This is a genomic window from Erwinia papayae (genome assembly GCF_058241465.1).
The window spans coordinates 500,327-526,178 of the sequence record NZ_JBZCHT010000009.1 but is presented as its reverse complement, the minus strand read 5'-3'; the positions used below and the strand labels follow the sequence as shown (position 1 = coordinate 526,178).

General features: G+C 47.7%; 21 protein-coding genes, 1 tRNA gene and 1 pseudogene. 5 read left to right on the top strand and 18 right to left on the bottom strand.

Features of this window, described 5'->3' with window-relative positions; translation table 11 throughout:
* Window positions 1-7 precede the first annotated feature (7 nt).
* Window positions 8-193 carry a YodC family protein gene (locus tag AC3RPL_RS07175; RefSeq protein WP_034935547.1) on the bottom strand — a complete coding sequence of 62 codons (186 nt, stop codon included), beginning with the start codon at window positions 191-193 and terminating at the stop codon, window positions 8-10.
* A gap of 450 nt (window positions 194-643) precedes the next feature.
* Between AC3RPL_RS07175 and AC3RPL_RS07170 the strand changes: the two genes are divergently transcribed.
* A complete protein-coding gene (locus tag AC3RPL_RS07170; protein WP_490739467.1) occupies window positions 644-1,483 on the top strand; it encodes a type 1 glutamine amidotransferase domain-containing protein in 840 nt (279 codons plus the stop codon).
* Window positions 1,484-1,633: 150 nt separating this feature from the next.
* Here AC3RPL_RS07170 and AC3RPL_RS07165 read toward each other — a convergent pair whose 3' ends face one another.
* The 5 genes from AC3RPL_RS07165 to AC3RPL_RS07145 form a co-directional block, all read right to left on the bottom strand.
* Window positions 1,634-1,765 carry a hypothetical protein gene (locus AC3RPL_RS07165; RefSeq protein ID WP_261640351.1) on the bottom strand — a complete coding sequence of 44 codons (132 nt, stop codon included), beginning with the start codon at window positions 1,763-1,765 and terminating at the stop codon, window positions 1,634-1,636.
* A gap of 30 nt (window positions 1,766-1,795) precedes the next feature.
* Window positions 1,796-2,707 carry a DUF808 family protein gene (locus AC3RPL_RS07160; RefSeq protein ID WP_490739466.1) on the bottom strand — a complete coding sequence of 304 codons (912 nt, stop codon included), beginning with the start codon at window positions 2,705-2,707 and terminating at the stop codon, window positions 1,796-1,798.
* A gap of 17 nt (window positions 2,708-2,724) precedes the next feature.
* Window positions 2,725-2,991: a hypothetical protein gene (locus AC3RPL_RS07155; protein WP_034935541.1), complete on the bottom strand. Its 267-nt coding sequence runs from the start codon at window positions 2,989-2,991 to the stop codon at window positions 2,725-2,727.
* A gap of 159 nt (window positions 2,992-3,150) precedes the next feature.
* The gene (locus AC3RPL_RS07150) at window positions 3,151-3,624 is read right to left on the bottom strand and encodes a very short patch repair endonuclease (protein WP_490739465.1); all 474 of its coding nucleotides are present in this window, start codon (window positions 3,622-3,624) and stop codon (window positions 3,151-3,153) included.
* A 30-nt stretch (window positions 3,625-3,654) separates the two neighbouring features.
* Complete coding sequence (locus AC3RPL_RS07145; protein ID WP_490739464.1) at window positions 3,655-5,082, bottom strand: DNA cytosine methyltransferase; 1,428 nt, start codon at window positions 5,080-5,082, stop codon at window positions 3,655-3,657.
* A 206-nt stretch (window positions 5,083-5,288) separates the two neighbouring features.
* Between AC3RPL_RS07145 and AC3RPL_RS07140 the strand changes: the two genes are divergently transcribed.
* Both AC3RPL_RS07140 and AC3RPL_RS07135 read left to right on the top strand, forming a co-directional pair.
* Window positions 5,289-5,945, top strand: a complete 657-nt coding sequence (locus tag AC3RPL_RS07140) for an epoxyqueuosine reductase QueH (RefSeq protein WP_034935535.1) — start codon at window positions 5,289-5,291, stop codon at window positions 5,943-5,945.
* Window positions 5,946-6,074: 129 nt separating this feature from the next.
* On the top strand, window positions 6,075-7,670 hold the full coding sequence (locus AC3RPL_RS07135; protein ID WP_490739463.1) for a methyl-accepting chemotaxis protein: 1,596 nt from the start codon (window positions 6,075-6,077) through the stop codon (window positions 7,668-7,670).
* A 46-nt stretch (window positions 7,671-7,716) separates the two neighbouring features.
* Here the strand turns inward: AC3RPL_RS07135 and AC3RPL_RS07130 are convergent, their stop codons facing one another.
* Together AC3RPL_RS07130 and AC3RPL_RS07125 are read right to left on the bottom strand one after the other, a co-directional pair.
* The gene (locus tag AC3RPL_RS07130) at window positions 7,717-7,968 is read right to left on the bottom strand and encodes a hypothetical protein (RefSeq protein WP_367167642.1); all 252 of its coding nucleotides are present in this window, start codon (window positions 7,966-7,968) and stop codon (window positions 7,717-7,719) included.
* 73 nt (window positions 7,969-8,041) lie between these two features.
* Window positions 8,042-8,746, bottom strand: a complete 705-nt coding sequence (locus AC3RPL_RS07125; RefSeq protein ID WP_490739462.1) for a phosphohydrolase — start codon at window positions 8,744-8,746, stop codon at window positions 8,042-8,044.
* Between the two features lie 606 nt (window positions 8,747-9,352).
* Here AC3RPL_RS07125 and AC3RPL_RS07120 point away from each other — a divergent pair.
* Both AC3RPL_RS07120 and AC3RPL_RS07115 read left to right on the top strand, forming a co-directional pair.
* Window positions 9,353-10,012, top strand: a complete 660-nt coding sequence (locus tag AC3RPL_RS07120) for a hypothetical protein (protein WP_490739461.1) — start codon at window positions 9,353-9,355, stop codon at window positions 10,010-10,012.
* Between the two features lie 391 nt (window positions 10,013-10,403).
* A tRNA-Asn gene (locus AC3RPL_RS07115) sits at window positions 10,404-10,479 on the top strand.
* A 362-nt stretch (window positions 10,480-10,841) separates the two neighbouring features.
* Here the strand turns inward: AC3RPL_RS07115 and AC3RPL_RS07110 are convergent.
* The 10 genes and pseudogenes from AC3RPL_RS07110 to AC3RPL_RS07065 all read right to left on the bottom strand — a co-directional run.
* Window positions 10,842-11,174 (bottom strand): type II toxin-antitoxin system PemK/MazF family toxin, encoded by a 333-nt coding sequence (locus tag AC3RPL_RS07110; protein WP_490739460.1) that lies wholly within the window; start codon window positions 11,172-11,174, stop codon window positions 10,842-10,844.
* Entirely contained in the window at window positions 11,175-11,432 is a 258-nt protein-coding gene (locus tag AC3RPL_RS07105) for an AbrB/MazE/SpoVT family DNA-binding domain-containing protein (RefSeq protein ID WP_490739459.1), read from the bottom strand.
* A 724-nt stretch (window positions 11,433-12,156) separates the two neighbouring features.
* Window positions 12,157-17,262, bottom strand: a complete 5,106-nt coding sequence (locus AC3RPL_RS07100) for a hybrid non-ribosomal peptide synthetase/type I polyketide synthase (protein WP_490739458.1) — start codon at window positions 17,260-17,262, stop codon at window positions 12,157-12,159.
* A gap of 114 nt (window positions 17,263-17,376) precedes the next feature.
* On the bottom strand, window positions 17,377-18,894 hold the full coding sequence (locus AC3RPL_RS07095; RefSeq protein ID WP_490739457.1) for a class I tRNA ligase family protein: 1,518 nt from the start codon (window positions 18,892-18,894) through the stop codon (window positions 17,377-17,379).
* A gap of 411 nt (window positions 18,895-19,305) precedes the next feature.
* Window positions 19,306-20,355 (bottom strand): 2OG-Fe(II) oxygenase, encoded by a 1,050-nt coding sequence (locus AC3RPL_RS07090; protein ID WP_490739456.1) that lies wholly within the window; start codon window positions 20,353-20,355, stop codon window positions 19,306-19,308.
* Window positions 20,356-20,362: 7 nt separating this feature from the next.
* Entirely contained in the window at window positions 20,363-21,565 is a 1,203-nt protein-coding gene (locus AC3RPL_RS07085; protein WP_490739455.1) for an aminotransferase class I/II-fold pyridoxal phosphate-dependent enzyme, read from the bottom strand.
* 14 nt (window positions 21,566-21,579) lie between these two features.
* A complete protein-coding gene (locus tag AC3RPL_RS07080) occupies window positions 21,580-22,629 on the bottom strand; it encodes a cupin-like domain-containing protein (protein ID WP_490739454.1) in 1,050 nt (349 codons plus the stop codon).
* Between the two features lie 72 nt (window positions 22,630-22,701).
* Window positions 22,702-23,976: a circularly permuted type 2 ATP-grasp protein gene (locus AC3RPL_RS07075; protein WP_490739453.1), complete on the bottom strand. Its 1,275-nt coding sequence runs from the start codon at window positions 23,974-23,976 to the stop codon at window positions 22,702-22,704.
* The gene (locus tag AC3RPL_RS07070; protein WP_490739452.1) at window positions 23,970-25,196 is read right to left on the bottom strand and encodes a phenylacetate--CoA ligase family protein; all 1,227 of its coding nucleotides are present in this window, start codon (window positions 25,194-25,196) and stop codon (window positions 23,970-23,972) included. Before AC3RPL_RS07070 ends, AC3RPL_RS07075 begins: the two co-directional genes overlap by 7 nt.
* Window positions 25,197-25,229: 33 nt before the next feature.
* Window positions 25,230-25,823 (bottom strand): annotated as a pseudogene (locus AC3RPL_RS07065) (hypothetical protein); the annotation flags it as partial.
* Window positions 25,824-25,852 lie beyond the last annotated feature (29 nt).

Sequence of the window (25,852 nt, the reverse complement as noted above, 5' to 3'; positions counted from 1 at the left end):
GCGCCTTTCAGGCAGACCGACTAACCCGCTCCGCCGGGCTGTTTAACGGGTAGAGCTCATCTTCTCTGAAAGCTTCCCGTCTGACACTGTAACCATCATACCAACGGCATTCGACCATACCACTGGCGGTTCCGGTAACAATCATTGCCGGACCGCCCTCTCTGAGCTGTACTTCTTCACTGACCACAATCATACCTTCTCTCCCGTTATGGATTGACCAGACAATTAAATCGGTGAATTTTAGGTATAGCAGCCGTTGTCGAATTATTCCTTTAACAATAAGTAAAATATTTGTTATTGCGTAATAAGCAATTGCTAATAAAAAAACGTTAATTGAAAGCTGATTTCAGTCCGTGATAGTCGACGCATCAGGAAAATAGCACTGAGCATTTCTCGCCATTCAGCATTAACCGGGTTTTGTTCAACGGGTTGAATATAAGAAAAGCGCTGTCTTTCTGTCACTTAATTTCAAATATCCATTCAGCTTATGTTATTGAAATTATTTATAACTCTCATCAGTAATGAAAATATCTCAACGCAGTCGCCTGCGGTAAATTAATCGCTGCGCAACAGATCACAACCCGCTGAATAAACAGCGGAAGTACCATTTAAAAATCATTATCTGAAGAGGGAGAAGTAATTAATGAAAAAGACTATGTTCGCCGTGGCATTAATTGCCACCAGCCAGCTATCGTACGCTGCCAACGTTCTGGTGGTGCTGTCAGACAGCAACCAGCTGACCCTTCAGGATGGCAAAAATCATCCTACGGGTTTTTATCTCAATGAATTAATGCAGCCCGTCAAACTGCTGATCGATAACGGCGACACGGTGACATTTGCCACGCCGCTGGGTAAAGTCCCCACGCTGGATCAGGCTTCGGTGAATAAGAAAGATTTTGGCGGCGATCAGCACGCGCTGGATACGAATCTTGAGCTGCTTAATAAGTTGAAAATCACTGATAAACAACACTCCCCGGTCATCAGCCTCTCCAGAGTTGAACAAATTGGCTATGACCATTTCGATGCCGTCTTTGTGCCTGGCGGCCACGCCCCGATGCAGGATTTGGTGGTCAGCCCGCAAATGGGCGGTCTGCTGAGGGCATTTCATCAGGCAGGTAAAACCACCGCGCTGGTCTGCCACGGCCCGATTGCCTTAATTTCCGCGTTGCCGGACGCGGCAACGTTTATCCATCAACTTGAGAAAAATCCGCAAACGACTGCGCATAACTGGATTTATGCAGGTTATAAAATGACCTCATTCACTAACCCGGAAGAAGTTGCCAGTGGGGGTATTTTTAATGGCGGCAAAATGAAATTCACACCGCAAACCGCGCTGACGGCGGCCGGTGCTGAATTCAGTGCAGCAGATGAAAAATGGCAGAGCCATGTAATAACCGATCGTGAACTGATTACCGGACAGAATCCTGCCTCTGCGATGGCACTGGGTAAGCTTTTAGTCAGCCGACTCCATTCGCAAAATTAAGAAAATTAAAAGCCGCTGCCCATTCAGCATCGGGCAGCGGCTTTTAAATGAACAGGTTTACAGCTGAGAGGGTAATAACGGTACGGATGTTCCCTCACGACGCTCAGGCTCAGAAGCAAGTGTTTCGTCGTTCAGCTGAAACCAGCCAGGTCAGATTTTACAGCCTTCGCAGTCGGCTTCATCGCCCAAATCATCCGGCACTTCGCTGGCTTTTTTCTCTGCGTTAGCTTCAGCCTGTTCCAGTTCGGCATCGATGTCGAATTCAAAAATATCGTCTTTCATTAATTGCTCCATAGCTGGCTTGAGCCGCCTTTATACTGATTTTCCGCGTGCCCTGGCAATCACATTTACCAGCAACAGCACAATCGACCCCACAATCAGACCAAGTACCAGGCTGGCCAGATTACTCAGCAGTGAGGCCAGCAGTCCGTTGTAATCAGCGGTGAAATGAGTGACAGCATGATGCAGCGGGGCAATACCGTGAACGATAATCCCCCCACCCACCAGAAACATCGCCAGCGTGCCGACTACCGATAAAATTTTCATCAGCACCGGTGCCGCAGCCAGCAAAAACCCCCCGACTGATTGAGCCATAGCGGACGATTTCTGCTGCAACCACAGGCCAAGATCGTCAATTTTCACGATGCAGGCAACAATGCCGTAAACGCCCGCCGTCACCAGAATGGCAATACCGGAAAGGATCAGCACCTGATTAAGCAACGGAGCTTCAGAAACAATGCCAAGGGTTATCGCAACGATTTCCGCCGAAAGAATAAAATCGGTGCGTACCGCGCCCTTCACTTTCTTCTTTTCATACTCCGCCGCCTGCTCACTGCCGAGATTGCGCAGACGCTGCTCTCGGGCCCTATCGCTTTTTTCGCTCTTATCTTTATGCAGGCTCTCAGCCACTTTTTCCACGCCTTCATAGCAGAGATAAGCGCCACCAATCATCAGCAGTGGCGTGATGGCCCAGTCAGCAAACGCGCTGATCACCAGCGCCAGCGGCACCAGAATCAGCTTGTTAATAAAAGATCCTTTCGCCACCGCCCAGACAACGGGCAGTTCGCGGTTGGCTTTTACGCCACTAACCTGCTGCGCATTCAGTGAAAGATCATCGCCCAGTACACCGGCGGTTTTCTTCGCGGCCACTTTTCCCATCACTGAAATATCATCCAGTAGCGTGGCAATATCATCCAGTAACGTCAGTAAACTACTTCCTGCCAAAATCGTCTTCCTTTTAATTAGTCGTGCTGACAGCAGGGACAAATCTGCATTTCTGTCACCGCCATATCGGCAATGCCTTCGCACTGCCACTCCACCCTTACCGGCTGTCCTTCGGCTTCATGATGATGCAGATACTTACTGACCGGGCTTTCGGTCATGCCCGAAATCTCCTCGGTTGCCACCAGCTTATCGCCAACATAAATCCGCGCGGTGGCGTCAGTGCTCACCATGCGTTCTCCGCTGATTTTGTACAGTCGCTTTACCGTCAGTTTGATACTGGCCATCGTTCACCGGGGGAGAGATGCAAGAAAAAGTGATCTAAGCAATTATGTACTGAATATGCAAATTATGTGAAAAACAGCGCCAGATATATTGCTGACAGAGGGGGGGCGCTGGCGGAAGGCAACAGAGCGGATGGGAATAAGAATGCGAGGGGATTTCAGTTACACCGTTCGCTGGCGAATGCCCGCAAAGTCAATTTCGGCATTTCCCTGACCGGCACATAGCCACTCTTCCAGCCTGGCAGCGACTGCCGACGGCTCCAGACGCATTTTTCCGCGCAGGGCACATTCCCATACCACCAGCACCCTCCAGCCAGCGGCGGACAATGCGGCGATGTCACGCTGGTCGCGCAGCACATTACTGTCAATTTTCCCCATCCAGAAAGCGGTACGGGTAGCAGGCACTTTGAACAGGTGACAGTGATGATGATGCCAGAAGCAACCGTGAACAAAGATGATGGCCTGGTGCTGCGTCAGCACAAAATCTGGCCGTCCTGGCAACGATTTCTCCTGTACGCTGTAGCTGAAGCCCAGCTCTGCTAACAGTTCCGCCAGGCGATTTTCAATGGCCGTATCACGGGTACGGATCGCCCGCATATTTTTACTACGGATTGCAGAAGAGTGAACGTCAGCCATCGCGTTATCCTTTTTCTGATTACCCCGCCATCACCCGGAAGTACTGCCCGCTGCGCGCGCCTGCACCGCCATTCTAATCCAGGGTAGCAGCAGTTTTGCCACCGCCGCAAAGGCAGGAACCACCACCGAATTACCAAACTGCCGGTACGCCTGAGTATCAGAAACCGGGATGCGAAAGCGTTCGCCATCCGGTGTCTCGAACCCCATCAACCTTGCGCATTCACCGGGCGTCAGCCGCCGGGGACGTCGCTGTTGGTTCTGCGCGTTATCAAAGTCGCGCTCACCCTGTGCATGATCCCACCCCCGATCAATCAGGATTTCGGAACCGTCTTTGTAGTAACGCGCCGACAGGGTGCGCACCACACCATTTTCCTTCTGCGGATCTACCAGACCGTAACCAAAGCCGTTGCCTTTGGCCTGATGCTTCTTTGCATAGTGATAGAGATACTTCCACAGCGTTGGCGTGAGGATATATTTCTCCGCCACATTCTGCTCAAGTAGCGCCCTCAGTGGCGTGCGTTGCGGTGGATAGAGCGTGGACAGCGCACGCAGGCTGAAGGTCGGCAGCCGCAGGTCACGACGAAAGCCTACCAGCACAATACGCTCCCGGTGCTGGGGCAGAAAATGTTTACCATCAACGATTTTGGGATCGGGCGTGCCGGTCACATCAGCATCCGCCACGTCATACCCCAGTTCATCGAGCGTATCCATAATGATGCGGAACGTTTTGCCTTTATCGTGGCTCTTGAGATTCTTGACATTTTCCAGCACAAAAATGGCCGGCTTTTTAGCTGCAATAATCCGTGCCACGTCGAAAAACAGCGTTCCCTGCGCTTCACATGCGAAACCGTGGGCGCGGCCAAGGGCATTCTTCTTCGAGACCCCCGCAAGGGAAAATGGCTGGCAGGGAAAACCAGCCAACAGTACGTCATGATCGGGCACCGACTGCGCAATATGCTGGCAGGCCTGCTGCTCTGTCGCTGCGGGATCGCCACTGAGCGTCACGTCACGGATATCCTGATTAAAGGTGTGCGACTGCGGACAGCAATACCAGTTAGCCCGGTAGGTTTTGACTGAATATTTATTCCATTCGCTGGTAAACACGCACTGCCCGCCGATTGCCTCAAAGCCGCTGCGAATACCGCCAATTCCGGCAAACAGGTCGATAAAACGAAAGCCATAGTGGGGATGATGTGCCGGGGGAGAAGGAAGCAAACCCGCCAGTACGCCAACCTCGTCCTCATTCAGGCGTCTCGCCGTCGGGTGATCCTTAAGCCAGCACTTCAGCGTGTCACGCGTCCATCTTTTCGGGCTGACTGCATCCAGACTGGCGATAACCGTTTTAGCATCATAGATATCCAGAACCTGAGCCATCAACTTTCGCTGAGAGTCAGGGCATGACTGCTGTTGATCTGTCTGTCCCGCAGACGGCGCGTCAGGACGGTTAAACTCGCTCATATTCATCCGGTTAAAAGTAACAGAGCGCACAGTCTACCATGTCATCCTCGCTGTGCCAGGCGTTCCGCTATACGGGGCCGAACGCCTGCCCGCCAGCAGGCTTGGCTATCGGACAACTACAAGGTTCCGCTAAGGCTTGCCGTGACATCTGCCCGCCGCCCCCCTAAACTGTCGCAGTTTTTTACTGATTAATGGAGTCTGACGCCATGAGCGAGATCTCACGTCCCCAGCTGACCCTGCCCGGCGGCGCGGATAAATTACTGCTGCACTCCTGCTGTGCGCCCTGTTCCGGCGAAGTGATGGAAGCTATTCAGGCTGCCGGTATCGACTACACCATCTTTTTCTACAATCCGAATATTCATCCGCAGAAAGAGTATCTGCTGCGTAAAGAAGAAAACATCCGCTTTGCTGAGAAGCACGGGGTGCCTTTTGTTGATGCGGATTACGATACCGATAACTGGTTTGAACGCGCCAAAGGCATGGAGTGGGAGCCAGAACGCGGCGTGCGTTGCACCATGTGTTTCGACATGCGCTTTGAGCGCACTGCACTTTATGCTCATGAACATGGTTTTCCGGTAATGACCAGCTGCCTTGGCATCTCTCGCTGGAAAAACATGCAGCAGATTAATGACTGTGGTATGCGCGCTACCGCCCCCTATCCGCAACTGACCTACTGGGATTATAACTGGCGTAAAGGTGGCGGATCGGCACGCATGGTGGAGATCAGCAAACGCGAACGGTTCTATCAGCAGGAGTATTGTGGTTGCGTCTATTCCCTGCGAGATACCAACCTGCATCGTAAAAGTCAGGGCCGTCCGTTAATCAAGCTGGGTAAGCTTTATTATGGGGATGAGCAGCCATAACCGGCAGAATTTCCACAGGTAATTTGGCTTATTAACAGATTGCCCCCTGTTTATGGCAGCTGCCTGCCGCCTGTAAAATAACTGACATCAATGCCATGAATACTCCATTTTATTTTTCCGGAGTTTGCCATGTCATTGCTCACCATCCTGCCCCTGCGTTGGCGGTTTCGCCCACGCCGTTTTGCTCTGCACTGTCCCGCCTGGCTGCAAAGCCTGCGTGGGGCTTTCGTGCTGTTGCTGGTGTTGTTCTGCCTGTTGCAGTGTAGCAGCGCTCTGCTGCTCACCCGCCTGGTGGGCAGTACGCAACATAATGTGCAGCTGTCACACCAGTTGAACCAGCGGCAGGCTCTGCTGGATGAAGCCAGGATGGAGCTGCTGACGGCCAGCGACAACAGCAATCGTGCCGTCATCTGGTTGATGCAGGACAATCAGACCGGCTCAGTGGACAGCTGGAAAAGCCTGGCAGAAACAGCCCGGGCCTCGCTGGATAAAGCGCGAACCCTGTTTACCGCCTGGCAGGCGGACAGTGGCAGCCCGCTCAAACAGAATTTCGATTTGCTGGCCGATGGACTTGATGAACAGTTAAAAGGGCTAAACGCCAGGGATATCGATGCTGTTTTTATGGTGCCGATGCAGGCTTACCAGCAGCAGTTTAATGATGCTTATTACCAGTCAATTAACAGCGCCAACGCCCGCGCCGCGCAGCTCAACCAGTCCAGCCTCAGTGCGCTGACCGATAATCGTAATCTCTCGCTGGCGATCTTCGCTCTGCTGTTACTGCTGTTACTGACCAGCGGGATGCTGCTGCTACGCGGCGTGATCCTGCCACTGGACAGACTCTCCCGGCAACTGAGCCGATACGCTGTAGGTGAACTTTCACAGCCGGTGCTGACGTCTGGCCCGCAGGCACGTGAAATTCGCCAGCTGATTCAGGCAACTGAAGAAATGCGACAGGGATTGCAGCACATCGTCAGGGAGATTAACGCGGTGTCGCAGGCGGTCATGGACAGCGCCAGACAGATAGCACAGCAAAACAGTGAGTTCAGCCACCATAATCAGCAGCAGAGCAGCGTTTTTGAGCATCTCAGTGGACGGCTGAACCGCGTGGCCGAAGAAGTGGAAAACAGTGTTGGATTCGCCAGCCATGCTAACCAACAGGTACAGGAAGCCGATACGCTGACCCGGCAATGTGGCGATGTGGTCGCGGAAGTGGACGCGCGGATGCGGCAGATCGTGGATGCCGCCAGCGAAATTTCCGGCATCGTTTCTCTGCTTGATGGAATGTCACTTCAGACGCGGCTCCTGTCGCTGAACGCGTCTGTCGAATCTGCCCATGCCGGGATCTATGGCCGTAGCTTCTCAATTGTGGCGAAGGAGATTGGCATGCTGGCGGAGCAGAGCGGAACTTCCACCCGCAATATCGATCGACTGATTAGCCGTACACACCAGCACATTGACAAGGGTTTCAGTAGCGTTGTGGCGCTGGAAAGCCTGTACGGTGACATTACCTTAGCCGTCACCAGCGTGGTCACATTATTGCAGGAGTTGCTGCAAAATGCCGACGCACAAAGTCGGCGGGTTAATACGATTGCAACGGAAATTGACGATCTTAATCAACAGGTAAAATTCAGTGAGGCGCTGACCGGTGAAAATGCCCGGGCCTCAGCCACACTGGTGGAACATGCGCAACGTCTGTCACACAGCGTCAGTCAGTTCGTCCTGTGACAGACCGTCCCCCTGCGCCGGGCAAAAGGGGGACGGTCTCGCAGGACTATTTTTTCTTTTTAGACTTTTTCAGTAATACGCGGATCTGTTTCAGTTCGCTGGCGGTAAGCTGGTCAGCGGCCGCTTCTTCAGTAAGGTTAAGATTATCCACGGGCTGTGCCGAATCCTGATCGAGGCTGGCCTGTAAACGTTGAGTCACTTCCTGGCTGAGTGATATCTGATTTTCAAGAGCAAATGTCTTCAGTGTTTCTTTCAAGGCGGGATCGATTTTTATTGTTAAGCTGACGGTGTCGGTCATACCACGTTCTCCTGAGTGTTATTGCCAACACCGTAGCCCAAACGCCCTTGCTTAACTATATGTTCACAAAAATTTAATATTTCCCCGTAGCAGAGGCGAACTCCGTTAATACACCCTCATCCAGCGCACAGTGATCGCCCTTTAACTCGGCGCACAGCTTGGCCATATAGGTCACCAGAAAGTGGGCATTATATTCCGCCAGCCTGCGCCCCTCTGCGGTCTGCATGGTTTTAGGCAATTTCAGCAATTTTTTCTGGAAATGGTCCAACGCCCACTCTGCATCATTCAGCGTACGCTGCTTGCCCAGAGGATCGTTGGTGTCAAACAGTGAACGCCCAAGCGCACCCGAAACATAAAACACCCGTGCCAGACCAATAGCCCCCAGCGACTCAAGTCTGTCAGCATCCTGGACAATTCTGGCCTCCGTCGTTTCAGCGGGAAGTCCCGCACTGAAACTGTGTGCATGAACGGCATGGGCCACTGCCTCAATCTTTTGCTTTGGGAAATCAGGGAAAACCTCTGACAGAATGCGGCGCGTTTCTACTGCCGCTTTGGCCGAAGCCAGATGCCGCTCAGGATGGTTTTTTGGCAGATTGACAATGTCATGGAAATAACAGCCCGTCAGCACCACCAGCTCATCTGCCGGGGTGGTTTGCAGGATGTTCCGGGCGGTCTGCCAGACACGCCGCAGATGTGCCACATCATGGGCTTTATCATCCTGAGGCCAGGTCTCGTGTAGCCAGTTTTCAAAACGGGTTTGCCAGTGAATGAGTGTCATAGACTTCTCCTTATTATCAGAACGGCCAGAGATGTCAGTGGGTAACAGACCTATCCACCATGCGGGAAAAGATTGACCAACTGGTCAAAACGAGATCCACATCAAACTTATAGCGTTAATTTTAACGAATTCACAACATATTTCGTTCTTTCAGCATTTTACTATCAAAAAATTTTTTGATTAAACCGCCCGATAATCCTTAAAAAGTAATAAACAACCTATCACAACAAGTTGTCGGCATTTTGTTACACCATAAGATAGAATTAACGATGGCTCAGACGTCATCATGACGTTACTTATCGATATATCAGTACAGAAAAGTTGTTTGAAATTAATGCAATGTATTGTAAATGCAACATAAATCAAATCTGATGCTTCGCGTTTCTGTTGGGTATTACCAGTTTTATAAGTAATAATCAGGCTGGCTTAGTCCCTGACGTTGCGTAGCCGCGTGCCGGGCGAAGAGTGTAAAAACATACATAAATATGATTAATTTTTATCAAATTTTTTGAAGCTCTTTACAGGTGCGATCTCTCTGGTCACTTATATTGTTTTTTGGCGAGGCTGTAATCAGCATTTCTATCAGTAAGTAACAGAGGTCTGAACATGAAAGAACGCCCGATTTTATTTAACAGTCAACGGGTGCAAGCGCTGCTCTCAGGACAACAGAGCCAAACCCGGCGCATCATGAAGTCACAGCTATTCGGTCCAGGGCAGGATAATCACGAAGGGTGCTATGGTATTGACGTGCTGAACAATCAGTTACAGGGTAAGCGCGTGATGGGCATGGATAACATCAGTTATCACTGCCCTTACGGCCAGCCGGGCGATCGGTTATGGGTGCGGGAAACCTGGCGCGGCCCGGTAATCAGTCAGCATCATATGCATGACTATGAGCGTACGCCGTCCCGCTTCAAATCCTCCAGCTATTGTCAGTATCGTGCAGACACCAGCCAGTTTTCATCTTACGAGGATGAAAATGAACACGTTGGCTGGCAGGCAGGTATTCATATGCCTCGCTGGGCGAGCCGCATTAATCTGCAAATCAGCCATGTTCGCGTGGAGAAAATTCAGGACATCAGCAGTGAAGATGTTATGGCGGAAGGTATTCAGGCTGACTCGCACTTCCTGAATAATTTTTTCACCATTCACAATGAAGTTCTCTCCTCCAGAGATGCTTATCGTAGGCACTGGGCAGAGCAATATGGCGGCACCAGTTGGGAAGTGAACCCCTGGGTGTGGGTAATAGAATTTATTCGCGTGTAATTGCAGAACCCGGAATCCACTGCCGCTAACATCGTTCAGGCTTGAGAAAACGCGTTGCCGACCGTGGCATTCCTGCGGATGGCCACTTTATCCTTTGTTGCTGTGGCAGCAAAGGATGAAACCAACCTGTTCCCTTATATCTGGCTCTCTGTTACACACAACGCCAGAAGCTGTCATTTTCAGTAAGACCGTTTTATTAAGATTTTGCCGCAGCCCGGCACAGGGTGTTCAGTATGTATTGCTAAAAAAGCAATCCGATAGCTGAGCTGACGCCACCATTTGTTTACTATCCGACCGGATTGATTTAAACACAGCCAACTGAAAGTGAAGGCTTTTTTTTAATGTTGACAGCCCGTCATGCCGCCGTTACTATGCGCCCCGTTGAAACAATTCCTCTGTAGTTCAGTCGGTAGAACGGCGGACTGTTAATCCGTATGTCACTGGTTCGAGTCCAGTCAGAGGAGCCAAATCCCTGTTTTCAGGCGTGCTTATAAGTCCCTATTCAATTAGGTTTCAATAAGTTAGCGTGGAAATCTTTCCCGAGGCGTATCTGGTTTTCCCTGCGCATCATGGGTGGTCTGATTTACAATCATTTCTGTTCGATAACAGAGTGACCACCCCACCCCTTTACAACGCAGAAATCCGCAGCAGCCAGCCTTGTGATACCCCTAAACTAACCACTTCCCATGCTTTGTATCTGCCTGCCTGTACGGGTGATTACGCCTCTGCTACCTCAACTATCGCTTCAACCGAAAAGAAGCTCAGCTTGCGTCGATATAACATGAAAGCGCTGTGTGACAGCGCCCACATTCAGGTCAGATAAAAAGCATCAGCTCAGAATAGCTTCCAGCCGGGCCAGTACTTCATTCACAACAGCGTCGGGTATACGTTCCAGCCGCTTACCGCTACGGGCTCCCATATCAATGGTTCTGGGCTGGTCGCAGCGAATAACTCCTGCCGTCTTTGTTCCCGCGCCGTCCAGTGAGACGGTAAAACCGGCTGCGCGTGCGAAGTTTCCGCCGCTGGTGACGGGAACAACAACGGGTAGCCTGGTCAGCTTATTAAACGATGCCTTCGATACGATAAGCACCGGACGTTTTCCGCTTTGCTCGTGACCAGCAATCGGGTCCAGTGAAACAAGCCAGATTTCACCTCTGTCCATTTACAGGATCTCCTTGCCCACCGCAGGCGCATCAATCCATTCCCGATCCACTTCGCCCACTTCGGCGTGCGGATCACACTGTGCCAGCAGCTCCTCAAGTGAATAACGGGGCCGTTTCTGAGGTTCGATAATCAGGCAGCCATTATCAATGGTCATACCCACTTCGCTGTCCGTCGACAGCTCCAGCGTTTTCAACACGGCGGGAGGAACCGCCAACATAATGGATCCGCCAACCTTTTTCAGGCGAGTAGTATACATAGAGCACCTCCAGATATTATATTTTAATATAACATTTCCGGCAGGCGATGCGCAATTATTCATCAGATCCATTGTGATTTCCCCAGTGCAATAAAGCGTGAACAGAGCCTTAGTCTGTCGAAGTACAGTTCCGGCAATTTTCAAAGGCGACCATCCTGATACAGCAGACGCTTGTTTCAATTCATGAAGCATTTCGGACAGGCGGGCGCCCGGTGCGTAATTAAGAAGCCCGATAATAGAAAACTGTTTTTTCAGTTCAAAGGATTATGACGGATCAGATAAACAAAATGCGGCGCAGCTTCCATGTCATGGCTGCACCCGCACATCCGTCGAAAGAGTTGCTCTGATTTGCGGTTATTTCTGTTTGATAATGGAGTGACCCTCTCCCCTTTCCAACGCAGAAATCCGCAGCAGCCAGCCTGGTGATCCCCCCCTAAACTGACCACTTCCCATGCTTTGTATCTGCCTGCCTGTCCGGGTGATTACGCCTCTGCTACCTCAACTATCGCTTCAACCACAAAGAATCTCAGCTTGCGTCGATATACAACATGAGAGCGCTGTCTGACAGCGCCCACATTCAGGTCAGATAAAAAGCATCAGCTCAGAATAGCTTTAAGCCTGACGAGTAGCTCATTCATCATACTGTCAGGCCGTCCCAGCCGCCTGCCGTTGCTGGCAGCTATATCAATGGTTCTGAGTTGATATGGCGGAATACAGCCGGCTGCTATAACAGCAGCTCATCACCCTGCTTTAGAATGCAATGATAGTTCCCGGCCAGAGTCGGTTGGGTGAAAAAGTCGTTGATATCGATAACCATATTCAAACGCTTCTGAACTCTGCTGTGCAGCAAAACCATGCTTATCGAGGTTCCACCCACGTTAAAGAAGTTACTTTCCTCAGTCAGTGGAATGTCACCCAGTACACTTTGCCAGACAGATCTGAGCGCCTGCATAAGAGCAGGTTCATTTTCCGCAGGTGTAACCAACGCGTCACCAGGTGGCACGGCAAGCCAGGGCTGAATGTTTTCTGGCAATTGCTTACGATCGATTTTACTGTTTGGCGTTAATGGAAATTTATCTAACTGAATCCAGACGCCAGGCAACATCGGGGCGGGCAATTTCTTACCCAGCCAGCTATGTAGTTGCTCAGCACACAGTTTTTCCTGCGCCGTGTAAAAGGCCGCAATGATTGGGCTGCCATCACCGGAGGTTCTCAGAATCACCGCGACACCGGTTAATGCGGGGTAATCCTGAAGTGTGTTTTCAATTTCCTGTAATTCAATGCGGTAACCCCGAAGCTTAATCTGATTATCACTTCTTCCAAAATACTCCAGTTCATAACGGTCATTCCAGGCAGCGAGATCACCGCTGCGATACATCTTCTTGCCGGCAATAAATGGATTATCAATATAGACCTGCTGGGTGCGTTGCTGATCATTAAAGTAGCCTCTGGCCAGACCTTCACCCGATATATAGAGGTCGCCGCACATTCCGAGAGGCACCGGCGTTAAATGTTGATCCAGCAGATACAATTGGGTATTGGCAACAGGGCTTCCAAGTGTTACAGCTGTGGCGTCAGTCATCTCTTTAACCGCTGACCACACCGTGGTTTCAGTAGGGCCATACATATTAAATATGCGTAATGTCTTAATATTTTTCAGATTTTCGAGTAAAGAAAGCGGGAACGCCTCACCTCCCACCAGCAACAGCTTTAAGGTACTGAACAGGCTGTTAAGGTTAAGCTCAGAAGCAGCAAGAAGCTGAAGACGTGATGGCGTCATCTGCGCCAGTTCAACAGAGTATTGCTGCAAGAGCGCCGCAATTTCGTAAGGGTTGGTTTGCTGTTCTTCTGCTGCCAGAACCAACGTCCCTTCTGATGCCAGAGTGAGAAAAAGTTCGAGTACGAAAATATCAAAGGAGACAGAGGTCAGCCCCAGAACAGTTGGATTGGCTGGCAAAGGGAGCGACTCGCGCATAGCAAAAATAAAATTAACAACATTTTTCTGCTCTACCATTACCCCTTTAGGCAGGCCCGTTGAGCCTGAGGTAAAAATGATATAAGCGAGTGTATCACTGGCAAAATCATACTGAACAGCTGTAACCGGACCACGGGCGGCAGCTTTAATTGCCACCACAGGGTCGATAACTAATCCGGTGTAATCCGTGTGCTCATCAAGGGGTCTGTCGGACAAAAGAATATCTGTTTGCGATATTTTAATCATCAACTCAACTCTGTCCACAGGATAAGCAGGATCTAACGGAACGTAAGGCGCACCGATTTTAATGGCGGCAAGCAGCGAGATGATTAAATAACTGCTTCTTGTCAGCATAACGCCAACTGGTTTTCCTGGTCTGGCACCATTCTCCAGTAGAATCTGAGCAAGCGTATTGACCTCCTGCCCCAGTTCATAATAAGTAAGTTGCCGATCCTGGCATATAATGGCCGTACGCGATGAAGAATAGTCAACAAGCTGATCAACCGGGCAGTTAAGAGGATAGCTGCGTGCAGTATCATTCAGATTATACAATATAAAATCACGGGACTGGCTGGTCAGCAATTCTAACTTGCGCACCGGAATATTGGGTTCCGTAACAGAATTTGTTATTAATGCAGCCAGCCATTCACTCCAGTCAGTCATAGTTTTCCTGTTAAATGTGGCACAGGAATAATGCAGACGACAGGACAGGGTTGTCTCTGAGAGAATAAGCTCAAAAGTCAGATCGTGTTCGGGAGAAGCAGGCAGATAGCCGACAACAGGAAATTCCGGACTTAATTCCGGGAATGAGGTACGAATGCAAAATTGTGGAAAACATTTCTCGCTATCAGGCCCAAAGAAAGCTGTCTTATTTCGCATAAGGGGCATTATTTTAGCACGCGTGATATTTCCCCTGACCCAATCGATAAATGGCTGCGAGGATGAAATATGAATATTTTTTATTCCAACGGTGCCAGGTTCAAATGATGGAATGTCCGCCTGAATAGCCGATATCGCAATAGAGAAATCATATTGATCGAGCGTTCTGCCTAAAAATGCAATGAAACAGCCTGAAAAGAAATCTTCTTTTGTCACACCCTGCTGCTGGCAAAAATTGTGGATTTTAGCGATCCATTCAGCCTGCAAGGGTACGCTGACCGATGCAACTCCCTGATTATCTGAAGAACGTAATGAAGGTTCTCTGGTAAGCTGGAGGGGATAGAGTGTTATTTCATCAACATCTATCCACTTATCTGTTTTCGGCAACGATTTGCCGGTATAAAGCGCGTGAAAGGTTTGAAACAGCGTAATTAAGCTACTTTCATCACCAAAGAATGGATTGACAGCCAGCAATAATTTTTCTTCAGCAATATCATAATGCATCCACCAGTTTAATGAATTAACCGCATTATCAGAATCTGATAACTGATATTGTGGATAACGAATTGTCAGTGCTGTAGTTAAAAGTGACGCTTTCTGAGGGTCGAATTCTTTTGGTGTTCTGAAAGTTACATGACACCAACCCTTCATCTCATCAGCAGCAGGACGCTCGCCGGTATAACACAGAGGATACAGATTTTCTTTAGCAATCGACTTTCTGTCAGTTGATGCTTTGCTTTTATCAAACCAGATGTGACTGCGTGCAAAGGCTGTGGTCGGCAACAGAACCGTATCAGACTTATTGCCATGATATAACTGCCAGTCAATATTTACGCCAGCCATAAACAGTAATGACCACAGTTCAGTTAAATTATTCAGCAATGGCAGTAATGCGATAACGGTGATTTGCGAAAGGGATTTCTTATCAACATCAAAGGTTTTATTCAGCTCAGATGACAAAACGATCACCGGACGGTCAGACGCCTTCAGTTTCATTTCAGCACCAGCGACCAGCCCCTGTTCAGCTGGGCCATTTTTAACAGACAAAGAAAGTAACTGAATAAATTCATCACACAGCGTTCTGAAAATATCGTCGTCGGTATTGCTCAGTTCTTTTTTAAACAACGGTTGTTTTTCATCGATTAAATAATTCAGCGCTAAGCCTTTTGTCTGTAAAAGGCTCGCGAAGGCAAATTGATGGCAAAGACTAAACGCTGGCAGACTGAACAGGTTTTCAGGCGTTGTTACATTGTTGACTACGCTGTACAGCTCACTGATTGTCATATGTCTGATTACAGACAGGCCGGAGATAACGTATTCAAAAGCGTCACGATAAACCGAATAGCTGTCATATAATGCTTTGCTTTCTGCCACAGGGGCTGTGGGCTGAAAACTAAAATGAAAAAAGATCTGTGGTGAACAATCTGAGGTCTGATAGTGATTTTGACGAGCCTCAGGGGTCAAATCGTTCAGCCTTGTGAAACTCTGGTGTAACTGTTCGACATTCGATACCAGACTGGCAAAGCGCACCGGATAAGCAGAACGTTGGAAATTTGTTGCCTCACACCATGCAGCCAAAGGGGAATCTGTCGTGGGTAGGTTTGCCGTAAATGATCGAAGCGTATTTTCTAATCCGCTGATACTTTTCGCTGCCAGGGTGACCAGATAAGGGGGAGAAGGCGCGATTGCCGGTCGGGCTCTGCTGCCTGTCCACTCTTGCAGAATCAGATGTGCATTGGTGCCGTTGATCCCCCTGCCGCTGATACCCGCAGTTTTAGGACGCCCGGTAACCGGCCAGTCACGCGCCTCGCTGACGACCTGTAATGGCGTCATATTCCAGTCAATCTTGTCCGCAGGCGTAGTGAAATGAAGATTGGGCACCAGCTGTTGATGCCTGATACACAGAATGACTTTAATAATACTGGCCATCCCCGCTGCGGCTTCCATGTTGCCGAGGTTAGATTTAACGCTGCCGATTAATAGCGGAGAGTGACGTTGGCTGAAAACGTCATTAAGCACCGCACCTTCCTGAATATCGCCTTGCGGGCTGCCGGAGCCGTGCGTCTCAAGGAAGTCAATATCATCGTAATTAAGATTGCTGACTGACAATGCCTGTCGGATAACATCCACTTGTGCCTGCGGAGCCCCTCCAGGCGAATATTCACTACGGCCGCCATTATTAAGCGCCCCGCCCTTCAGTACCGCCAGGATAGGGTCATTATCTTTTACAGCATCATCGAGACGTTTTAATACGATGGCCCCGCACCCTTCACTCGGGACATAACCATCAGCATCTGCGGAAAAGCTGCGGCATCTCCCTGATGGTGAAATCATATTGAGTGCAGAAAAACTGATATACCCGTCAGGCGTCAGAATAAGGCTGACGCCGCCAGCCAGTGCTAAATCACACTCGTGATTATTTAATGCTGATGCAGCCTGGAGAACCGCTGCCAGAGAGGAAGCACAGGCTGAGTCAATGGCAAGGGCTGGCCCCTCAAGCCCAAAACAGTAGGAAATTCGACCTGCGGCGGTGCTCATCGCACTGCCAAAGGCAGAGAAAGGGCCAATTTCGTGCCCCAACTGTTTACCGACAGCCATATATTCAGAGGCTGAAATTCCGATATAGACTCCGGTTTTACTGCCCATGAGGTCTTTAACCCGAATACCGGCATTTTCGAAGGCTTCATGGCTGACTTCTAACAATAAACGTTGTTGTGGATCCAGTTCCAGCGCCTCACTCGGAGAGATATCAAAAAAGCCCGCATCGAAATATTCAATATCATCGATAAATCCCCCCTGATCGGTCGCGATATTATTTTTTACTGCTTGCGATGTCCATCTTCCCGTCGGAATAGTGTCAACCGGATCATGTCCGACATTCAGTGAATTCCAAAGTTCTTCAGGCATTTTAATATTGTCTGGAAACCTGCATGCCATACCTGTTATTGCAACAGGGGAATATTGCTTTCTATTCATATTAAATACCAGTTACGCACGATGAGAAAATAAATGTAAAAACAGATCGAAATCAGCAAAAACCGCTGGAAGATAAAAGACGCTGCGTGTCACTACGCCACGCAGCAAGGGTGATTAATCGATAATTTTTTCGAAAAGTGCCATTACATGTTCAGAGACCTGATGGCCCGCACGGGTAACAGCAGGTAACTGCCACTGTAATTGATCAGTGGTCAGCCCCAGAGTGTTGCGCATGCTGCTCATTTTTTCGGGTAAGACCGGATAAAATAATGTTGAAATAACATCAAGTGAATAAAAGAGTACGCTAAGCGCCTCTTCTAACAACGCTGCCTGGCCATCTTTAAATAAATTCCAGGGCTGGCTGTCATTAACAAACTTGTTTGCCTCACGCACAAAATCAAGTGCATTTTCATAAACAATAGATAGTTTAAGCTCATCGACTAATGGCAATGTGGTATCAAAAGTAGCAGCGGCTTTACTGATTAAAAAATGCTGTGAAAAAGTCTGTTCAGACATTTCAGGGACGACACCGTTGCAATATTTATTGATCATTGCGACGGTTCTTGAAAGCAAATTCCCGATATCATTTGCCAAATCATTGTTCAGTCGCTGCTGAATAACTGCCTCGCTGATAATGCCGTCTGAACCAAAACGAAGCTCTTTGATTAGCGTGTAGCGCAAGACATCACAGCTGTATTTTTCAGCAGCATAAAGAGGATCAACACCATTGCCAAGTGATTTACTCATTTTGCGGCCATCACTGCCCAATAAATGCCCTGAAACCAACAGACGTTTGTAAGGAGAAAAACCCAACGCTTTGCACATACTCAGCCAAAACAGAGTATGTGTTTTGAGAATATCTTTACCGATAATATGTTGTGATTCCTGCCAGAATTCCTGTGCATCATCAGGATGAGCATAATGGAGTGCTGATATATAACTTAACAGTGCATCAAACCAGACATAAGTGACATGTTCATTATCCCACGGAATGGCAATTCCCCATGAGAGCCTTTCGCGGGGGCGAGAAATACTGAGATCGCCAATATCCTCATTCAACATTTGCATGACTTCATTCGTGTACTGGGATGGCGAGATAAGATCCGGATGTTCATGCAGGTAACTTTTGATCCAGTCCTGGTATTTTGACATGCGGAAAAAGTAATTTTTTTCTTTACAGATCACCGGTGGATCTTTGTCTTCCGGTATTTTTCCATTGACCAGCTCTTTCTCAGTAACGAAACGTTCCTGCCCAACGGAATAAAGGCCTTCATATTCAGCGGAATAAATATCCCCCGCGTCGTACAGCTTCTGTAGTGCGTTTTGTACAAATTCCCGATGAAACGTCGAGGATGTTCTTACAAAAAATGAATAATCAACATTTAATTTTTCCCACGCTAAAATAAAATGCTCTGCATTCTGCCGGACAAACTCTTCATTGGTTATTCCACGTGCAGTTGCTGCTTTCGCTATTTTTTCACCGTGCTCATCTGCACCTGTCAGCAAAAAAGTATGACAGCCAGCCATTTTTTTTATGCGCGTCACTACGTCGGCATGAATGGTCGCATAGGCATGCCCCATATGCGGTTTATCATTTACGTAGTATATCGGCGTGGTGACGTATGATTTCATAAATGTAAATAACCCCTTTTCAGGTTTTCCATAGCAATTTTTATTATTAAAATTATATCCAACTATTCAGCCAATGTATATGGAATCGCACCTGAAATGCAGATGAAATCGTTCTGAAAAAGGCATTCAGCGCGCTGGTTTACGAGGGCCATTCCACCTCAGACAACAGGTCATAAAATAAACAAAAGAAGATAATAATAGTGAAAAAATGAATTAAAGGCGAAGTCAGTTTCATTAAGGTTGCTGCTGGCAGCGTAATAATCCTCCATGGAACTGTCCGCCTCACTGGTCCTTTTAGTGCAGACATTTAACCGGAGAGTGCCCAAAGCCAGCTAACATACCTGACTCAGGTGCACTCACCATAGCAATCCCGCTCAGGAAAATGCCTTTATTTGCTGATTAACATACCAGTCAATCCGCCAGATAACCCAATTCGCGCGCAAGTTTACACAGCGCTTTGTCTTTGTAGAGTGTATTGGTGTAAATGGCGATACCAATTTCCAGTAAGGCGATCGCTGAAAACATCGGATGAGCAGAATGCAGCCCATGACACATTTTAGGTGGTGAAGAAGTCAGTTCGGCAATCGAATTATTATTCTTCGATTCACCCTCTGAGTAATAAAAAGAAGCAACGCTGTAAACAAAGGCTTCATTTTCCTCATTGACAATGTTCCGGACATCCTGTCGTAACGATGAAATATCCTCACCATTAGACATTTTATATAAATAGAGCAAATAAAATAAAGATGCTGAAAGCACTTGCTGATTAGCATCATTATTTTTGAGGATCGTATACAGGCCCAGACTGTGATCGGCTATTTTATAACCGTAGGTATTAGGCTCACTGTTATTACAGGAATCAATCAGTTTCCGCGCGGCAATTTCCAGCTCAGACTCTTGTGGCTTTAAAAAGCTTTTGAGCACCAGAGTCTGGCGTAATTCAGGGCAGCGGCGACTGACTGAACGCGCAGCATGGGGAATCAAACCATCAAATATCGCCATTCTTCCATAAGAAGGTAAAACAGAATGGATAATATCACCCGCATGGTCAAAGAAAACGGTCTCACCCGCCCACTCAGGACACCAGTCCTGGTTTAAATAGATCAAGGTTGTAAAATGGCCCGGCGTACGACTGTCAGTATGAGGATAACCCTCTATGCCATAGGTGTGGGCATTGACATAACACCGGACAAGTTTATGACCTGGCAGCCAGTTGGCTTCCAGTACTTCCCATATTTTATCAATTGGCGCAAAGTCAGGATTTTGTTGTAAAAGGTGCTGCTTGTCATCCTGATTTCGTGGATTCACATGCAGCAGCGTCTGCTCCCAGTGGCCATAGGAAAAACCTTCACGGTCAGAAAGGGAACCAAATTCCCAGCGCGCCTTGTTGTTAATAATATCTAACGTATCGCTAAGTACATCATCATCAAACTGATTGTCTGCAACTTTAATAAATTTCATTTCTTCCTCACGAACCGTAGCGGTGAATAGCCTGCTCAAGAATATTGCAGAAGTTACGAATGTCTTGCTGCTCCATATCTGCTCGTCCCATAATTCTCAATCCGGACTTTCCTTTTGCCACGATGGGAAAAAATACCGCAGAAGTATAAAAACCATGTTGGTAGATATACTGAGCGACATTAATTGCATGCCCGGTACTCTCCAGGTTGATAATTCTTATTGGTAATCCATTTCCCGCATTTACCGTCGGAATGGTTTTATCAAAAAACGCCATCATCTGAGACAGCTTATTTTGCAGGGCCGGAAGTTCAGGCGAAAGGTGAATTTTTGCCGATGCATAGACCGCTCCCAGGCCTGCCGCGTTAATCATTTGCGACCAGCCAAGCGGCCCACCGCAATAGTTAAAAATCTCGCGCCACGCCGGGTTACCAAAGAGAATAATGCCGCCTGTCGCCCCAAATGCTTTCGCCAGAGAACCGACGATGATGGTTCTTTCTCCCAGCGTATCAAGCTGAGAACGTGCAAAGCCGCACCCGCGTTCACCATAAACCGACAAAGCATGGGAATCATCGAAATATAAAAAGAGTCCGTACTGTTGTTGCAGCGCGACCAGCTCTTTCACCGGCGCGTTGCCGCCCATGCTGTAAGCGCCATCGGCAATATAAGCAACAACCTCATTCTCTTTACATAATTGTTCGATATAATCGAGGTCATTGTGCGGCGCGGTATGAACAGTTGTTTCATCGCCACAGGCCGCCTTCAGCACATTCATCGAAAAATGGCAGTTCTTATCAAAAACCATCACGGGCCTTTTACCGTCAGTAAAAGTGCCTGATGCCAGCAACGGAAGAACCACCGCAGAGCTGGAGGTGCAGGACGGCGTCAGAATAGCCTCAGCCTGATAAACCTGACCAAGGGTATTTTCAACATCATCCATCAGCTGCGGCGCAATACGGGCACGTGAAGCTGAAGTACTCATAACACCTTCCTGCTGAATAGCAGAAATCACTCCGGCAATAATGTCAGGATGCCGATTTAATCCAAGATACGAGCAGGAGATCATATTAATAAACTGATGTCCTTCCGCGGTACTGAGTTTATTCCCGCTAAAACCGGTGGTTCTGATATCAGTAAGTCCTTTACTCCGGGCTTCACGCCAGGATGGCATACTTAACTCGATCATTTTCTGAACATTAGCAAACTGTCTCAAGGTTAATTTCCTTTTTAATTATGCTTCGGCCGCAGCGGATTATTAGCATCGAGAAACTCAGGCAACAGCGGCGGCATAAATTCCTGGTAATCCAGGAAGTAGCTTTTTTGCGGCGCTGAAGGATACAGTTGCTGATAAATGTCTTTTGCCAGTGCCCGGGCATCGTTGACCTTCTGAACGCCATCCTCATAAAATTTATCCCATTGGGCTTCAAGCTTGTGCAGCAGAGGCTCATTTTTCTTTGCATCTTCAGGGTGAGAAAACTTATAGCCAATTCCCTGATAGTAAAGATCGGGGAAACAGATATTTGCCAGCCGGGTAATATAATCAGAACGGCGGAAACGAAGACTGACAGACATACTGTCTTCAATGTAATCAACGTAATGCCAGCTTAACGCAGGGACATACATACATTCGCCCGCTTCCAGAATGACTTCGCATCCACCGGTGAAGTCAAGAAATGCCTTACGATCTTCATCAGTAAAGTTTTCCAGACTCCAGCCGGCAATTTGGGTGAATGGAGCAAGTTTATGCGCTGCGGACTGTGGCCAGGTAATAAAACGCTTGCGACCAAAAACCTGATAAAGAAAACCATGCGTGCCAGCTTTGTCGATATGAATATGCGCAAAGTTACCTTTGTTGCCAATAAAACACTGATTGACAAATTTACTGCTTTCACCTTTTTCTGCATGACAGACTTCAGGTATCTGATAGGTGGCTTTAAGTTCTTCCGGGCTGGCAAACTCGATACACATCATCTTCGTGTCCGGGTTCGTCTCCAGAAACTTTAAATATTGTGCGACGGTCAGCGTCTGGTTTCCTGAGGCACTGCCCGGCGAACTTGTGCTGTTTTCGGCCTGCTTGCGATACGCTTCGCCGTACTCGTTCTGGATACCAACAGCCATTTCACCAAAATGCTCGATGACTTTTTCACGAGTATTAATTTCTCTGATTGCTTCACCTTCAAATAAATTCGTGATGACCACAGGCCGTAAACTATGCAGTACCTCTTCATCAAAAACTTTTTTCTCTGGCAATTTAATTCTGTCAACTTTGATATTCATCATATTCTCCATTCAGATAAAAACGGTGCTCCAGGAAATTATTTTCACTGGTTCAGAAAAGAACGATTTGACTCAATCAGTCGGGTGAGTCATCCACTGACAACAGGGTAACGGCCCGATATTTGCACCATTTGCATGATTAATAACGTTGGAGCCCGCATTATTTTTTGCTCTGATAAATCCGCCAAGATTTTTATTGCCGAAGACGAAAATGCCCCAGATAATTTTCTGTAGTTCGTTTGATAATCCACCATCAGGATGCGCTAATGTCACATTCATCAGTGGGGGCGCGGCGTAACGCTGAGCGACATAGGATTTAGGATGTAATTTATTTATCACTTCGGTGACAACATCCTTCCATTCCTGTTCGCTCATATCCGGGCCGACATATACATCAAAACCACAATTACCATCTATCGGCTTGATAACGAGACTCTCCTTTTGTGCAAGTACCGCATCATAGCTTTCACTGGTCAGCCAAAAAGTGTAAGGGATGAAGCTCCTGACCAGCGTTGTATCTTCAGAAGAAAGACTACCGGCCAGGGCTTTTTCCCAGAGCAATGCCAGAATGCCTTTATTACTTAATACATTATATTTTGGACTCATCGGACAACGAACAGCGCCACTGGCAATTGCCTGCATAACAGGTTGATATTCATCGTAGCGATCCCGGACATCCCGCTCGTCGAAAAATCTGTACACCACATCAATTTTCGCGCCCTCTGCGGTATACAATGATTTGCCATCCCAGTGAACATCTTTGTGGCCAATAACCGAAATATCTTTACAGGGTACAAACTGCTTTAACTCATCTACCATCACATGAAGTGAAAGCTTCATATGTTCAAGATGTGCTTCATCTTCAATAAAGACGATATTTCCATCAAAATTAAAATATTCAGCAGAGTATTTAGCCCAAAATTTCAGGGTATCATAAGCTTGTGATTGCCCACTGAGTCGGGGAAGTGAGGCATAAAAAATTCCCCCTACGGTCGTTCCGATATTCAGTTCAACCAGTTGCCACTGCTTGTCAGAGTAAATGAGATCGCTGCGTGCGAAAACCTCATGAGTAATCTGCTCAGTGAACATAGTTAAAATCTGTGCCGACTGCTCAGAAAAACCCAGCGCCAACGCCATTTTTTTGGTATCACGATCAAAGTCATGAATATAGATGTCGGACAAAAGCCTTAAAACAGCGCTGGTTTTACTGGCTGCTTCTGATAGCTCCTCTTCAGCCATGGGTAAGCCACCAATAACAACATTCTCACCAGGATCGACTATCTCTAATTTATGAGCAACATCACACAGCGATCGATGCCATAATTCAGACTCACTGGATGTCAACATACTAATTCACCCTCAACGATCAATTTTGATTTACGCTTACTTGAATTGATTAAGTAATCAATGCCCACCCTGTGCAGTGAATAATTATTATCAGTTAAACAGTGAGCAACAGGATTTTCACTGTTTATGAGGATCTGACTGGCTCTGTCTTTAATATCTTCAGCAGACAGACTTTCATCAAGCAGCGATAAAATTAAGTTAATCTCGCCAGCGTGTAATTGGATTTGAAACTTTGTTATCTCCAGCTCTTTTTCAAACTCTTTCAGCAATGCTGAGACATCTGTTTCGGTAAAACGGATATCTTTAAAAGTCCAGTGTCGTGGATAGCGACGACCGTGAATAGAGAAAAGCCTTTCTGGTGTTCCCGGCGGATCGATCCACTGCATAAAATCGCCGGTATCCAGACGAATGGCCGGGGCTGAGGTACGCAATTTATTTGTTACAACGGCAACGCCCATCACGCCACATTCAACAATTTCCTCTCCGGTATTGATATCAATGTTTTCAATCACCACGGATTCATCAATAGTGTTGTAAACATTTTGCTGATAACCCGGCTTACTGAAGCCAATGGCACCCGCCTCCGTCGTACCATACATAAAAGGAATCAGGGTTGCTTGCGGGAAGCTCCGTTTTAACAACTCTTGCTGCGCGCCATAAAGCAGTTCACCACCACCCCAAATTTTTCTGATTTGTGGCATCGTTTGATTATTTTTATACAGATAGCAAGCAATACCCAGTGCTGTGGAATTGATGCCTGAAATTACATTTGCTTTAAACTGCTGACAGGCTTCGACAATACGCTCATAGCTGTGGTCACAGCCCAGCGGAATTTCTGAGCAGGGAGCGGAACTCAGATTAATAATATCGTGTACTGCCATAAAAGAGGCACTGCCAGGCTCTGAAAGATTACAGACCACGTCACCGGCACAAATAACCTGGTTCGCGGTGTGTTTCATTGCCAGAATTTCATTGGTTTTACGCCAGTCATCCCGGCCGAACAGCGCAGTCTTTGGCTTGCCGGTGGTTGAAGAGGAGTAAGAGAACATGCCAAAGGCATCGTGTACGCTAAATATCTCTGATACTCGGTGCGGATCATGAGCGACAGACATAATCTTTTCATGCGTTGCAATTGGCAGCTCTTTAAGATCAAAGATCACCGCAGGGGCATGTTTATAAAGTTGCTGATAGAAAATAGTGTTTTTACGTGCATTATCCACCAGTTTATTCAGGACTTGCTTATTCATTAATAATCACTCCACAATACCAAATTGAGATAATATTTCGCCTGTCAGAATCATATCCATCATAATATGCCCGGTAGAGCTAAAAAGCGTTTTCCTGTTCATTAATGAACTTTGGTCTTTTTTAGCTAATTCGAATAAATCAATGGCATTTTCATGTAGCGAACCGGCTTCTTTAATTGCTGTCTCGCGATCTTCTACAATAACAAAACTCTCTTTAATCCATTGTTGTGGAACTTCTCTGGCAAGCGGTGTATGCGCACCCATAATATTCATATGAACATTTTCTTTGATGTTATTTGTGCTGAATATCGGCGTAAAAGAACCTGTTGCGCTACAGATAATATCTGCATCATTAACCGCATCATCAGCGCTTTTTGAAATCACAACATCAATTTCTGGCCACTCGCAGGAAATATATTCTGCAAGTTGTCTGACCCGTTTATCACTGCGATTATAGAGATTAACCTGCCTGATATCACGAACCGCCAACACCGCTAAAAGTTGTTGCCTTGCCAGGTTGCCGGCACCTGCAAGCGCAAGTTTTCTGGCTACCGACGATGCACATTTTGCGGTAACCGCACCCACAACGGCAGCACATTTTAACTGGGTAAGTTCCCCCCCTCGATCAG